Source organism: Burkholderia sp. Leaf177 (assembly GCF_001424345.1).
GTDB lineage: Bacteria > Pseudomonadota > Gammaproteobacteria > Burkholderiales > Burkholderiaceae > Caballeronia.
This window is the reverse complement of the sequence record NZ_LMPF01000012.1, coordinates 321,418-334,926: the sequence shown is the minus strand read 5'-3', so window position 1 is coordinate 334,926 and position 13,509 is coordinate 321,418. Positions and strand designations below refer to the sequence as shown.

At 61.3% G+C, this 13,509-nt stretch carries 11 protein-coding genes; 8 read left to right on the top strand and 3 right to left on the bottom strand.

Annotated features, from left to right (window positions below):
- Positions 1-3: 3 nt before the first annotated feature.
- The 8 genes from ASG35_RS12360 to ASG35_RS12325 all read left to right on the top strand — a co-directional run bounded on the left by ASG35_RS12360 (position 4) and on the right by ASG35_RS12325 (position 9,177).
- Positions 4-885, top strand: a complete 882-nt coding sequence (locus ASG35_RS12360) for an HpcH/HpaI aldolase/citrate lyase family protein (protein ID WP_056357015.1) — start codon at positions 4-6, stop codon at positions 883-885.
- Positions 886-932: 47 nt separating this feature from the next.
- Complete coding sequence (locus ASG35_RS12355; protein WP_056357013.1) at positions 933-2,138, top strand: CaiB/BaiF CoA transferase family protein; 1,206 nt, start codon at positions 933-935, stop codon at positions 2,136-2,138.
- Between the two features lie 51 nt (positions 2,139-2,189).
- Complete coding sequence (locus ASG35_RS12350; protein ID WP_056357502.1) at positions 2,190-3,068, top strand: amidohydrolase family protein; 879 nt, start codon at positions 2,190-2,192, stop codon at positions 3,066-3,068.
- A gap of 58 nt (positions 3,069-3,126) precedes the next feature.
- Complete coding sequence (locus tag ASG35_RS12345) at positions 3,127-4,491, top strand: short-chain fatty acid transporter (protein WP_056357011.1); 1,365 nt, start codon at positions 3,127-3,129, stop codon at positions 4,489-4,491.
- A 17-nt stretch (positions 4,492-4,508) separates the two neighbouring features.
- Entirely contained in the window at positions 4,509-5,864 is a 1,356-nt protein-coding gene (locus ASG35_RS12340; RefSeq protein WP_056357499.1) for a 2-hydroxycarboxylate transporter family protein, read from the top strand.
- 511 nt (positions 5,865-6,375) lie between these two features.
- On the top strand, positions 6,376-7,527 hold the full coding sequence (locus ASG35_RS12335) for a porin (RefSeq protein ID WP_056357008.1): 1,152 nt from the start codon (positions 6,376-6,378) through the stop codon (positions 7,525-7,527).
- Positions 7,528-7,721: 194 nt separating this feature from the next.
- Positions 7,722-8,021 (top strand): hypothetical protein, encoded by a 300-nt coding sequence (locus tag ASG35_RS12330; protein ID WP_056357005.1) that lies wholly within the window; start codon positions 7,722-7,724, stop codon positions 8,019-8,021.
- Between the two features lie 142 nt (positions 8,022-8,163).
- Complete coding sequence (locus tag ASG35_RS12325; protein ID WP_082508346.1) at positions 8,164-9,177, top strand: GlxA family transcriptional regulator; 1,014 nt, start codon at positions 8,164-8,166, stop codon at positions 9,175-9,177.
- Here ASG35_RS12325 and ASG35_RS12320 read toward each other — a convergent pair.
- The 3 genes from ASG35_RS12320 to ASG35_RS12310 all read right to left on the bottom strand — a co-directional run bounded on the left by ASG35_RS12320 (position 9,174) and on the right by ASG35_RS12310 (position 13,499).
- A complete protein-coding gene (locus tag ASG35_RS12320) occupies positions 9,174-10,382 on the bottom strand; it encodes an NAD(P)/FAD-dependent oxidoreductase (protein ID WP_200945713.1) in 1,209 nt (402 codons plus the stop codon). The two genes, ASG35_RS12325 and ASG35_RS12320, sit on opposite strands and share 4 nt — an antisense overlap.
- Before the next feature lie 29 nt (positions 10,383-10,411).
- The gene (locus ASG35_RS12315; RefSeq protein ID WP_056357002.1) at positions 10,412-12,058 is read right to left on the bottom strand and encodes an FAD-dependent oxidoreductase; all 1,647 of its coding nucleotides are present in this window, start codon (positions 12,056-12,058) and stop codon (positions 10,412-10,414) included.
- Between the two features lie 70 nt (positions 12,059-12,128).
- Complete coding sequence (locus ASG35_RS12310; protein WP_056356999.1) at positions 12,129-13,499, bottom strand: MmgE/PrpD family protein; 1,371 nt, start codon at positions 13,497-13,499, stop codon at positions 12,129-12,131.
- Between the last annotated feature and the right edge of the window lie 10 nt (positions 13,500-13,509).

The window sequence follows — 13,509 nt, the reverse complement described above, 5'->3', positions numbered from 1 at the left end:
AACATGAGAAGCAAACTGTTCGTGCCGGCCTCGCGGCCCGAGTTGTTCACCAAAGCATTCGCAAGCGCCGCCGATGCCTTGTCTTTCGATCTGGAAGATTCCGTCGCCCCAGAGCGCAAACCGCAAGCGCGTGCAGAATTGTCCGAACTGCTGCGCTCAGGATTTTCAGGGTCGAGCGCGGAAAAACAGAAAGTGCTGATCGTTCGGGTGAACGCACTCGACACGCCGCATTTCACGGCGGATATCAACGCCATCGCGCAACGCGGCCTCGACATGATCAATCTTCCCAAGCCCGAATCCGCAGCCGATGTGCACGCCGCCGTGGCCGCGCTCGAACGCGCTGAAGCGGCGAACGGTGTCGCGACGCCGATCCGATTGCTGCTCAATATCGAATCGCCGAAAGCGTTTCGTCTCGCCGCCGAACTCGCGGTCGCGCATCCGCGGGTCGCCGGTTTGCAGCTCGGTCTTGGCGACCTGTTCGAACCGCTCGGCATCGCCCGGCGCGAACAGGCTGCAATCCAGCAGGCCATGTTCACGCTGCGCGTCGCGGCTGGGGAAGCGAACATATTCGCCTACGACTCGGCCTTTGCCAACATCAAGGACGAAGCGGGTTTTCGTGCCGAGGCGCAACTTGCGAAGTCGCTGGGGTTTATCGGCAAGAGCTGTATTCATCCGAGCCAGATCGCGCTGGCAAACGAAGTCTTCCGTCCGTCCGACGACGAGATCGCCCATGCGCTGCGGGTTGTCGAAGCGGCCCGGGAAGCCGATGCAAACGGCGTAGGCGCGTATGTGGTGGACGGCAAGATGATCGATCCGCCGTTTGTCGAACGTGCGCGTGCGCTTGTGCGCGATGCCGAGCGCCTCGGGCTGCTGAACGGCCACTAAACCCGCGCCGCCCGCCTGTCCCTAGTCAAATATCGATGGAGCAAATCATGGAACGTCCGTCCCACCCAGCCGAAGACGGCGCAGGAGGTCCGCTGGCAGGGATTCGCGTGCTCGACCTGAGCGCGTATATTGCCGGTCCATATGGCTGCACGCTGCTTGCCGACCAGGGCGCCGACGTCATCAAGATCGAGCCGCCCACCGGCGATAACCTGCGCAAATATCCGTCCACGCTCGACGCCGAAAGCCGCGCTTTTCTCGGCGTGAATCGCGGCAAGCGCGGTCTGGTGCTCGATCTGAAACAGGCCGAAGCCCTCGACGTGCTGATGCAACTCGTCAAGACCGCCGACGTGCTCGTGCACAACTTCCGGCCGAGCGTGCCGGCGCGCCTGGGCATTGCTTACGAACAGCTTCGCGCGATCAATCCGCGCCTGATCTATTGCGCCGTGACGGGTTATGGCGAAACGGGTCCGAACAAGGACAAGGCCGGCTACGATCAGGTCCTGCAGACCATGAGCGGCATGTGCACGCTGCAAGGCAAGCACGAGGGTCCGCCGGAGATCATCTATGGTTCGGTCGTCGACTACTACGCGGCCGCGCTGGTTGCAGCGGGCGTCTCGTCCGCGTTGTTCCAGCGCGAGCGTAACGGCGTGGGACAGTATGTAGGCGTCTCGCTTTTGCGCAGCGCGCTCACCATGCAGTCCGCACGCATGATCTGGGCCGAAGGCGAACCGAAAGACGTCAACCGCGATATGCGTTCAGGCGGCATCACCGGGATTCATCCGACCCGCGACGGCTATCTGTATATATCCGCGAACACGCCGCATTTCTGGCAGGCGCTATGTCAGAAAACCGGTCTCGATTCGCTCGCGAGCAACGAGCGTTATGACTCGGTTCGCAAGCGCGCGCTGCATCGCGACGAGATCGTGTCGCAACTTCGCGAAGCGCTTGCGGCGCGCAGTGCGCTCGAATGGGAAGCATTGTTCGGCGACGCGGTGCCATGCGCGGCGGCGCGCAGTATTGAAGATATGTTCGATGACCCGCAAGTCATTTCAGAAGACATGATTGCAAACTACGACTATCCGGGCGTGGGAAGTTACCGGGGTTTCCGTCAGCCAATCCGCTTTGGCGACTCCGCGGGCCCTGCCCCGATCGCCGCGCCCGCATTCGGCCAGCATTCGGATGCCGTGCTGCGCGACGCCGGTTTGAGCGACGACGAAATCGTGAACCTGCGAGCGAAACGCGCGGTGCTGTAAACATGCATTCGATGCCGCACGCATGCGGTGCGGATAAAAACGGAGACAACAATGAGCACGCAACCGTGCAATGACAACGACCCGCTGCGAGGACGCCCGGCGCCAGCGGATGCATGCGATTCACATATGCACATCTATGACCGCCGCTTCCTTGCGGACAACGCGAGCGGGGCCAATTTCCCAGAGCATGCGACGGTCGCGGACTATCTTGCCGTGCAGCGCAGGACCGGCACGCAGCGCACGGTGGTCGTGACGCCGCGCAATTACGGCACCGACAATCGCGTCACGCTCGACGCAATCCAGCAACTCGGGCCTGACCGGACGCGCGGCGTCGCGGTGCTGACGCCCGATGTCACCGACCCGCAACTCGCCGCGCTTCACGAAGGCGGCATTCGCGGCATCCGCTTCACGCTCTACACACCCGCGCACGCCGCCGTCACGTTCGAGATGGTCGAGCCGCTCGCGCAACGCATCGCGGAACTCGGCTGGCATGTGCAACTGCATTGGACCGCCGCCCAGATCGTCGAACACCGGGCGATGCTCGCGCGCCTGCCATCTGCAATCGTGTTCGATCATCTCGCGCGTCTTCCCATGCCCGATGGCACGGCGCATCCGGCGTTCGACATCGTGCGCGATCTCGCGGATTCCGGGCGTGTATGGGTGAAGCTGTCGGGACCTTACCTCGACTCGGCGGTCGGTATCGAAAAGGATTATGCGGATATTGCACCGACCGCGTGCGCCTGGGTCGATGCGCTGCCCGAGCGGCTCGTATGGGGCAGCGACTGGCCGCACTCGACAGAAACACGCAAGCCCGACGACACGCGGCTCTTCGATCTGCTAGGCGCCTGGACCGGAGACGATGCCATTCGCGATCGCATCCTGGTCGAAAACGCTGCAGCGTTATACGGCTTTTCCACCCCGACAGCCTGAGATTCCACATAGAAGCGTGCATAGAACACGCGACCATTAGCGTTAACGGAGACATACGATGAAACCCCCGGCCACCACGCCAACCGTGCACAAAACCCGCTTCACCGAAGCGACGATCCGGTTTTTCGAACGGACCATTCCCGACCCGTTCGTGCTTGCCATCCTGATCACCGTCGTGGTCGCCGTGCTGTCGGCCGCGTTCGCGCCGCATGCGTCGGCGTCGCATCTGATCGGCGGATGGTACAAAGGATTCTTCGATATCCTTACCTTCGCTTTTCAGATCACGCTCATTCTCGTGACGGGCCACGCGTTCGCGCACGCGCCGCTCGTGCAGCGCATGTTCAGGACGCTGGTATCGGTCGCACGCACGCCCGTGCAAGCGGCCGCGCTGACGTTCGTGCTCGTGGCCGTGGCGTCGTTCTGCAACTGGGGCCTGGGACTCGTTGTGAGCGCAATGCTCGCGCGGGAAGTCGCCAAGCGCATGCGCGTGGATTTTGCATGGATCGTAGCGGCGGGATTTTCCGGCTGGGTGGTGTGGGCAAGCGGAATTTCCAGTTCGATCGCGCTCGCACAATCCACGCCGGGCAGCGCGATGAACGTTGTGCAAAAGCTGACCGGACAGGTCCTGCCGTTCAGCACCACGGTGTTCACGCGCTTCAACCTCGTGCCGACCATCGTCATGCTGATCGCCATGCCGTTCGTGTTCGCGTGGCTCAAGCCGTCCGACGAAGACGCGGTCGTGCTCGATACCGAAAAGCATCCTGATGCGCCGGCCCGGGAACGTCCGGCTGGCAAGCTCAGTTTTGCGCGCTGGATCGAATATTCGTGGCTCGGTAGCGCGTTTATCGGCGCTGCGGGAATTGCATTCCTGATCGTTGCGCGGATCGAGAATCTGCCGTTTTCGGGCGTCAATGCGGTGATCTTCGTGATGTTTATCGGCGGCGTGATCCTGCATGGTTATCCGCTCGCCTACGCGGACGCCGTCAAGAACGCAGCGAAGCAGACCGGCTCGATGATGCTCCAATATCCGTTGTACGGCGGGATCATGGGAATGATGGACGCGACCGGATTGCCCGACGTGATATCGCATTTCTTCATTGCCATTTCGAATGCTCATACGCTGCCGTTCTGGAGCTATGTGTGCTCGCTGATTGTCACGTTTTTCATCCCGAGCGGCGGCGGTCACTGGGCCGTTCAGGGCCCGTTCGTGGTGCCTGCCGCGATCGCGCTGCACGCCTCGGTACCCGCGACCACAATGGCCGTTGCCATGGGCGAACAGGTGTCAAACATGCTGCAGCCGTTCTGGGCTGCGCCGGTAGTCGCCATGGCGGGCATCGGCGTGCAACGTGTGCTCGGTTTCACCGTGATGACCTTCGTGGTGGGCGCGCTCGTCTATGGCGCCGCGTTGCTGCTGCTCGTCTGATGAACGGAGACAATTCGATGAAAGCAGTCACGACGCATGACGGAACGCCCGCGACAGATTCACCGCCCGGCCGTACGACATTGAAGGATCGCTGGTGGGCATTATTCGATGCACGCATCGGATCGCTGCCGGTGCCGGTCTACTTCGTGCTGCTCGCGGTGCTGGCGGTTATGACCGTGCGCGGCAAGCTGGCCGCCGACCTGCCGACCGGTATTGCGCTCGTCGCGGTGGGCGGCTTCACGTGCGCCGAACTTGCCAAGCGGATTCCCTGGATTCGCCATGTCGGCGCCACGTCGATCTTCGCGGCATTCATTCCATCGATGCTCGTGTACTACAAGTGGATGCCGGCACCTGTCGTCAAAGCCGTCACCGACTTCACCAAGACGTCGAATTTCCTCTATCTCTTCATTGCCGCGATCATTGTTGGCAGCGTGCTCAGCATGGACCGCGCGACCTTGATCAAGGGTTTCGTGCGCATCTTCATTCCGGTCGCGGCGGGTTCCGTTGCGGCCGCGTGCGTTGGCACCGCGGTCGGCGTCGCACTCGGCATGGACCTCCGGCACGCGCTCTTCATGGTCGTTGTTCCGATCATGGCGGGCGGAGTGGGCGAAGGTGCATTGCCGTTGTCGGCCGGTTATGCGCAGATCCTGGGCGTTGAACAGGGACCGTTGTTCGCGCAAGCGCTATCCGCCGTGATGCTCGGCAACATCGCTGCGATCTGCTGCGCGGGCCTGTTGAATTACCTCGGCACACGCAAGCCGCGCTGGACCGGCAACGGGCAATTGACTGTCACGACCCACGCTGACGACGATGCAATCCACAACGCGCCTCAATCGTTCGAATTCGATGTAAGTTCAGTTGCCGCCGCCGGCGCCACGGCGATCGCGCTGTATCTGCTCGGTGTGCTCAGTCATCAATTGTTCGACTGGCCGGCGCCGGTCGTCATGCTGATCCTGGTGGTTGCGGCGCAGCTGTTCCAGGTCGTGTCGCCGCGCGTTCGCGGTGGCGCGCGCTTCATGTATGGATTCTTCTCGACGGCTGTTACCTATCCGTTGATGTTCGCCATCAGCGTCGCCATGACGCCCTGGGGAGAAATCGTTACGGCGTTTCAATGGGTCAACATCGTCACTGCGGTTTCGACCGTCCTGACGCTCGTTGTTACCGGCTTTATTGTCGGGAAGCTGGTCGGCATGTATCCGGTCGAGGCGGCGATCGTCAACGCGACGCACAGCGGTTTGGGCGGCACGGGCGATGTCGCGATCCTGACCGCCGCCAATCGCATGGAACTCATGCCCTTCGCGCAGATTGCAACCCGTATTGGCGGCGCCGTTACGGTGATGCTGGCACTTGCGGCATTTGCGCTGATTCACTAAATTTGATCGGCGCCACTATGTCGATTCGCGACGTATTTCTTGATTTTAATAATCGGAAATAAAAAAACGCGGCTTGAAAGCCGCGTTAAAAAAGATGAAAAAAGACGCCCTTGTCAGAGGGTCGTTCATTCTAAAAGTTAAGCCCGCTGTCAGCCATATTCGATATCCGGAAGAATGAATTGCGTTAATCGGCGGGGAACTTATCGGCGAATTTTCTTTCGCGCATGAACCTGCGGATCTCTACTGCAAAAGGCTTTCAAGCGACGTCGTGCGGGTGCAACATTTCTGGCCAATTACCTATGTAATCTTACGATGAAAGGATTTAAATCTCCTTTGTTTATCGGCACTTAATCGTCAATGCTTTCGCTATTCCAAATTCAGGAATGCATTATTGCTTGGGACACCATTAAAGAATTGGCATGCCGGAATACACTGCGCAGCGAGTCGTCAATAAGACATTGGCTATCACTCGAATATGTTTCTTCCGCAATATTCCGGAGCATTACAGATTATGAAGAAAACTGTCATCGCAGCGGGCCTCATGGGCGCTTTCGCCATCACCGCTCACGCACAAAGCAGCGTCACGCTATACGGCACGCTCGACGCCGGCCTCGTCTTTGCAAACAACGAGGGCGGTCACAGCAACTGGCAGCAAGGCAGCGGTTCGGTATCGAATACATACTTCGGGTTGCGCGGCAGCGAAGACCTCGGCGGCGGTCTGCACGCGATCTTCACGTTGGAAAGCGGCTTCAACCTGAACAACGGCGGGTTCACCGAAAACAACACGGTCTTCAATCGCCAAGCGTTCGTCGGTCTGCAGAGCAACCAGTACGGCACGCTCACACTCGGCCGTCAATACGACTCCGTGGTCGACTATCTGGGGCCTCTGTCTGCTGCGGGCGGCGGCTACGGCAACAATCTCGCCGCTCACCCATTCGATAACGACAACCTCGACAACTCGTTCTCGGTCAAGAATGCGGTGAAGTACCAGAGCGCAAACTACGGCGGCGTGAAGTTCGGCGGTCTGTATGGCTTCAGCAACGCCGCCGGCCAGTTCTCGAACAACCGTGCATGGAGCGCGGGCGCTTCATATGGCAACGGCCCGTTGAGCGTCGCGGCGGCCTACCTGCAACTGAACAACTCAGGCAGCAACAACGTCGGCGGCGCTGTATCGCAGGGCGACGGCACTGCTGCTATCGCCGCGCAACAGCAACGCACTTATGGCGCAGGGCTCAACTATGCATACGGCCCGGCGAACGTCGGACTCGTGTACACGCATACTCAACTGGATGGCATCACCGGAGTGAACGTCGGCGGCACGACGCTTGCCGGCGTGGCTGGAACGAACCTGCATATGGACAACTACGAAGTGAACGGCCGCTATGCACTGACGCCGGCCATGAGTCTTGCCGCGGCTTACACGTTCACCGACGGCAAAGTGTCGGGCTCGAACGGCTCGGGCGATCCAAAGTGGCATACAGTCTCGCTGCAAGGCGATTATTCGCTGAGCAAACGTACAGACGTCTACCTCGAAGGCGTGTATCAACATGCATCGGGAGAACTCGGCAACTTCGGGGCGAACGTTGCATCGATCAACACGCTCTCGCCTTCTTCGACCGCGAATCAAACGGTGGTTGCGGTGGGTATGCGTCATCGGTTTTAAGGCGGCCTGAAAGGTCCCGTTATTTAAAGCGCGCATGAGAGGATCATGCGCGTTTTTTGGCTGGTAAAAGGCCACTTTTCTTTTAGCTAAGCTCGCGTCATGCAAGACGAAACATCGGCTGTGCGCTCAACTTGAAGCGCGCAAGGATCGGTTAATGGCAATACACTGGCGCTCTGTCCAAGGTTGCCTACGCCATGCCTGCAAAAGATCCCAATAACGAGCCGCACCAAAACGCGGCACCATTCAAACGCGAGCCGGTTCCAGATTTGCCTCGCAAGCTGCCGACTGGTTCGAGTGGCATTGAGCCGGCCGTTGCGACCGGCTTCTGCGGCTTGATGCTCGATGCCGGCGCCTGGGCTTTCGCGCGCGACAAAAGCGGCGACTTCTTCCCCGCGCTCACGCCCATTTGCGCGGTCGCGGGCGCGATTCTCACCACCATCAGTGCGGTGTTGTTCTGCCTCGTCTGGATCAGGCATCGGCGCAATTTGGGCTGATAAAGGAGCGTATGTGGCGGGATGGGGAGACTTGCCATGGCTTTTTTTTGCCTGCCGCCGGCATAAAGTTCGACTATGATCGTGCGACACATCCGGCTTGCATCACAGGCCGGCAAGGCCCATCGAGCAACGCCCAGGTGTGATGAAAAAACAGACTTCCCCAGCACATTCGAACGCATCTGCCGGCAAGCCAGATTCATCCGATGCCGCAAGCACTTTCCTTTTCCTGCTGGTAGACGGGCTCTCCATGATGAGTCTTTCTTCAGCCATAGAACCGCTGCGCTCGGCGAACCGGCTGATGAACAGGACGCTCTATAGCTGGACGCTTGCAAGTCTCGACGGCAATCCGGTGCATGCGTCGAACGGCATTGAATTGCAGGCGCAAAAGCTCGACGATGTCATGGCCCACGCGCAGTATATTTTCGTTTGCGGCGGCTTGCGCCTCGATCCCACGCTCGAGCCGGAATACCTCCGGGCGCTGCGACGCGCGGCTCGCACGGGCGCGGTGATCGGTTCGTTATCGACGGGAAGTTATCTTCTTGCGCGCGCCGGTCTGCTCGAAGGCTACCAGTGCACGATCCACTGGGAAAACCTCTCTGCTTTCACCGAAGAATTTCGCGGCCTGATGTGCTCGGGGAAGATCTATGAGATCGATCGCGACCGCATGACATGCTCGGGTGGCATTGCCGCAATGGACATGATGCTGCAGTTGATATCCGAACAACATGGTCCTGAGCTTGCCGTCCGCGTAGCAAACCAGTTCCACCACGAGCGCATCCGCGACAGCGACGACGAACAACGCGGCTGGCGCGACCAGAACCACGAAAGCCTGCCGCGCGGTATCCGGCGCGCGATCGAACTCATGCGCGCGCATGTGGACGAGCCTTTGCCCATATCACGAATCGGCACCGATATTGCCATGACATCGCGCCAGCTCGAGCGGCTTTTCCTGCGCCATCTCAATGCGACGCCCGCGCGTTATTACGTGCAATTGCGGCTCGAACGCGCGCACGACCTGCTGGTGTATTCCAATGTGCCCGTGGCCGACATCGCGCTCGCCACGGGGTTTGCGTCGGCTTCGCATCTGGCGCGCTGGGTGCGCCGTGTCTATAACGCGAGCCCGACGGATCTGCGCAGCGCGCTGCCGCGTTCCTAGACAGCGACAGCCGGCAACGGCATCCATCCCTGGATCTGGCGCCAGTCGGGCTCGAGTTGCGCAAAGCGCGAAAGCGCGAATCCCGATATGTCCGCGAACGAACAGGCGCCATCCACGACGAGATCGCGGATTGCGTGGCCGCTCGCTGGCGACAAGCCAAAACCAACGCTCGACAGCGTGGCGATAGTCAGGTTTTCCATCGGCGACGGACGATCGATCACGGGCCGCCCATCCGGCGTATTTTCGATAAACCCCGCCCAGCTGCGAATCACCCGCGCGTGTGCGACCTTCGGAAATAGTCCCGCCACGCGCGCGGCGATACTGCCTTGCAAAGGCGTCGAATGCGCTCGCTCGCCTTCTGCGTTTTTATAGGTATCGGCGAGATCGACCCATTCGTGTGGACCACCGCCATAAGCAAGATTGCCGCGCAGCGTCTGACGTCCGTAGAGGCCGTTACCATCCACGCCGCCTATGTTCATCAACGGCAGCGGTTCCGTCACGATCATCTCGGCGCGCGCGCTTGCAAGCGGCACGTCCACGCCGAGCATTGCGGCGAGTTCGCCAGTGCGCGGGCCCGCCGCGATCACGACATGATCACAGCCCAAGTGTCCACGCGATGTCTCCAAGCCGGTCACGCGGCCGGCGCGTCGCTCGAATCCTGTCACCTCCGTGTGTTGCATCAACCGGCCGCCGCAATCCTGCATCGCCCATGCGTAAGCCTGCAACGTGCGATGCGGATTCGCGTGTCCGCCGAAGTGATAGAAGTAGCCGGAATGAACGTTGTCGCCGGCAAAGGGCACGAGTTCGCGGACCTGTTTCCCGTCGAGAATATCCGAGCGCAATCCGTGGTGCGCCCCGTTATCCAGCGCACGTCGATACAACTTGAACTGCTGCTCATCCAGCGCAATGCGAATCCGGTTCGGGCGGAATTCCGTAGGATATCCAAGCAATTCGTCCATCTTTGGCCAGAGGCGTTGCTCTTCGAGAAACAACGGACTGTGATGATGCGAACAACCGCCACCGTTGCGGCCCGATGCGCCCCAGCCGATCAGGCCCGCATCGAGCACCAGGACGTCGATACCTTCGCGGGCGAGCCACCATCCCGCGCTCAAGCCCGTGACGCCGCCGCCAATGATGATCACCGACGCCCCTTTGGCGTTCCCGGTAACGCTTTCCTGCTTGCCGTGTTCCATCGCGTTTTCCATGTGGGTCTGCTTACGCTGAATCGCCCGTCCTACTCGCTCGCGACCACGACGCCCGTTTCGCGGCCGGCGGCGGTGTAGAGCGGCGTCGCGCGCCAGAACGGTACCCATTGCGATGCAATGCCGAACCAGCTGTCCCAGTGTTCGCCCAACGCGGGCACTTCGTCCAATGCGGCGAGCTGGCTCAGCGGCAGAGGTCGCACTGGTGAGCGGAACGTTGCAACCGGCATGGCGCCGAGTGGCGTTGCCGAGCCGATCGAAAGCAGCGTTGCAACCTGTTCGCGGCAGCGGCGTCCCTGGCATGGCCCCATGCAAGCCCGCGTCAGGCGCTTGACGATATCCGGACTCGGCGGCCCTTCGACCACAAGCGAAGCCAGACTGCGTGCGGTTGCAGGATCGGCCTGACGGTTCCAGTCGAGATAACGCGGCGGACGCACGGTCAGGATTTCGACGGCCGTCACTTCCTCGCATTGGCAGACAAACGGTTCGCCTTTTGCTTCGATGACCGAAGCACGCACCCAGGCTTCGCGCAAAGCAGCTGGGTCCCGCAGGCATGTGTCGGGCACGACTCCGGATGCCGGTCGCGCGGCCGGGGCTTCGACACCCAGCGCACGGAGGGCAGCAACGGCGGCTATGCGCCCTTCTTGACGCGCGGTATCGGAGGCGAGATGTTTTGTATCCCAGACGCCGGCACAATCGCCCGCCGCGAAGACAAACGGCAGCGATGTGCGCTGAAATTCGTCTACCAAGGCCACATTCCCGCCGCGATCCGGAACGAATGCCGTCTTGCACCCTGCCGCTTCCAGCAGTTCGATTGCCGGAATGGCAGCAATGCCGAGCAGCACCGTATCGCATTGAATCGAATGCTGTGCATCCGCGCGATGCCGTTGGTTCGCATCGATTGCGCAAAGCGTCACCGAGGTCACGCCGTAGGCATCGCCCAGTGCTTCCCGTATGACATGCTGCGTGTACACGTGCGCACCGCGCTCGACCAGCCGCGCGAGCAAGGCTGCGTCGCCGGGGACAGACGTATCCTGTTCAACGATAGCCGCGATCCGCACGCCCGTATCGGACAACGCATTGGCGATCTGCAGCGCATGCGTGTCGCTGCCGAGCATCACCGCGACACGCGTATCCAACGCGCCATAAGTTGAACTCAGCCGATACGCCGCGCTCGCCCCCGTCACGCCGGGACGCTGCCAGCCTTCAAAAGCGAGACCCATGTCGCGCCGCCCCGCCGCGACGATCACTTGCCCGAAGCGCATAAGATAAGCGCTGTCGCCATCGGCCAGTCCGGCCACGCGGCCTTCGATCCACGCAGCGGTCGGGCGTTGCGGAAACAGGCCCCAGACTGCCGTGCCCAGCCGGACATCCACTCCGGCTTCCAGCACGTCGCCCAGTTCGGGATTCGCGTCGAGCATTGCTTCAAGCATCGCGTTGCGGTTGCTCAGCGCTGCGCCCATGCGTCCGCCGAAATGCAACGGCACCTCTTCGCCCATGGTTTCGAGCGGCACGGGGTTTTCATCGACGAGCGTCACACGTATGCCGCGCCCTGCCGCTTCCATTGCCGCGGCGAGACCCGCGGGTCCCGCCCCGATGATGAGCAAGTCGGTTTCATGCGCGATCGGCGGCGCCTTGCCCGCAACCGATGCCGGATCGAATTCAATGTGCTGGCCCACGAGCGTCCCTTATTTCGATGTTCGCAATGCTGTCCCAAGGATTATCGGATGGCGCGATGCCTGACCCATGTCACAAAACCGACGTCATCGCCTCATCGCGCGACGATTGCAGCGAAGGTGCGATAAGCACGTGTTCCTTCAGCGATTGCAGCGCGCTCGCGGACTCATGCAGCGAAAGGACATCATTTTCGATTTGCTGCGCAATCCCGTTGCCGAACCGCGCCGCTGTCAGCGATCGAAATTTCGATAACAGCGCGTCCTGCGACATCGGTTTGTCCGAACCGCCCGAAGCCGTGACCGGACCGGAGTCGAGCTGTGCGCCATCGCGGGTCGTGACCACAATCCGCGCCCAGCGTTCAGCGGGAAACGCGGCGCTGAACTCCGCGCTCTCGGCAGTTCGCAGGCGCGGCAACAGCGCGCGAAGGCGCGCGTCGGAAAGACCTTCGGACTGGATCGTGCGGGCATCGACACGACCATCCGCGAGCGCCGCCGCGACCGGGAACAGCACGCCGTATTGCGCTTCCTCGGTATTCGCGGGAAACGTCGAGCACAGGCGCGTCGCCTGATGGAAAGTTTCGATAGTCACGCTTTCGATCATCTCCACGCTCAGATTGTGTTCAGCGCGCAATTGCAGCGCGGCGGCGATCGACGGATGCGCCCATCGGCAAACCGGGTAAGGCTTGACGTATTGCTCCAGAATCATCCAGCGCTCGCCGAGGTCTTGCCACAATGCGGGGTCGTGCGCCTCGATCGTCAGCGCAGGCGCGCCGGTGAAACCGCGCTGCGCGAAGAGCGCGGCGCTCACTCCGGCCATGCTGCCCCAGCCGGAACCGTCCTTGAGCATTGTCGGAAAGTCGATGCATCGCATCATCTCGCTGCGCGGACCGTGATATTCGGCGATACCCAGCGCATGGCGCGTAGTTGGTTCATCGAGCTTCAGCGATCGCGCGCACAGCGCCGCCGCAGCCAGCGCGTTCCACGCGCCGGACGTGTGGTATTCGCTACTCGATGCATGCAGCGCGATGCCCGCACGCGTGCCGATTTCATAGCCGAGCACGAGGCTTACGATGGCTTCGCGGCCGTCCATCGATGGATCGAGCTCTGCCATTGCGAGCAATGCCGGTAGCACGGCAACGCCGACGTGACCCTTGGTCAGCACGTGACCATCGTGGCCGTCGAAGCTGTCGATGGTCATGCCGCCCGCGAGCGCCGCGCCGAGCGGACTGGCACTGCGTCCATCGAAAAGCATCCGTACCGCGTCGCGCCCTGCCCCGAAAAAATCGAAGGCGTGATCGCTTGCAATGCGTGCAAGCGCGGTGCCGCTGCCGGCCGCCGCCACGCCCAGCAAATCGAGCATCAGGCTTTGCGCGCGCTCCACGACTTCCTGCGGCAAGTCATCGAAACAAAGCCCATGGATGAAACGTCCGGCGCGTTGCTGCATGACAGAGTCC

Excerpts from the sequence above, each read along its gene's own strand:
- ASG35_RS12340 (WP_056357499.1), top strand. The coding sequence starts at position 4,509 with ATGAAAGCAGTCACGACGCATGACGGAACGCCCGCGACAGATTCACCG.
- ASG35_RS12355 (WP_056357013.1), top strand. The coding sequence starts at position 933 with ATGGAACGTCCGTCCCACCCAGCCGAAGACGGCGCAGGAGGTCCGCTG.
- ASG35_RS12320 (WP_200945713.1), bottom strand. The coding sequence starts at position 10,382 with ATGGAAAACGCGATGGAACACGGCAAGCAGGAAAGCGTTACCGGGAAC.
- ASG35_RS12335 (WP_056357008.1), top strand. The coding sequence starts at position 6,376 with ATGAAGAAAACTGTCATCGCAGCGGGCCTCATGGGCGCTTTCGCCATC.
- ASG35_RS12310 (WP_056356999.1), bottom strand. The coding sequence starts at position 13,499 with ATGCAGCAACGCGCCGGACGTTTCATCCATGGGCTTTGTTTCGATGAC.
- ASG35_RS12360 (WP_056357015.1), top strand. The coding sequence starts at position 4 with ATGAGAAGCAAACTGTTCGTGCCGGCCTCGCGGCCCGAGTTGTTCACC.
- ASG35_RS12330 (WP_056357005.1), top strand. The coding sequence starts at position 7,722 with ATGCCTGCAAAAGATCCCAATAACGAGCCGCACCAAAACGCGGCACCA.
- ASG35_RS12350 (WP_056357502.1), top strand. The coding sequence starts at position 2,190 with ATGAGCACGCAACCGTGCAATGACAACGACCCGCTGCGAGGACGCCCG.
- ASG35_RS12325 (WP_082508346.1), top strand. The coding sequence starts at position 8,164 with ATGAAAAAACAGACTTCCCCAGCACATTCGAACGCATCTGCCGGCAAG.
- ASG35_RS12345 (WP_056357011.1), top strand. The coding sequence starts at position 3,127 with ATGAAACCCCCGGCCACCACGCCAACCGTGCACAAAACCCGCTTCACC.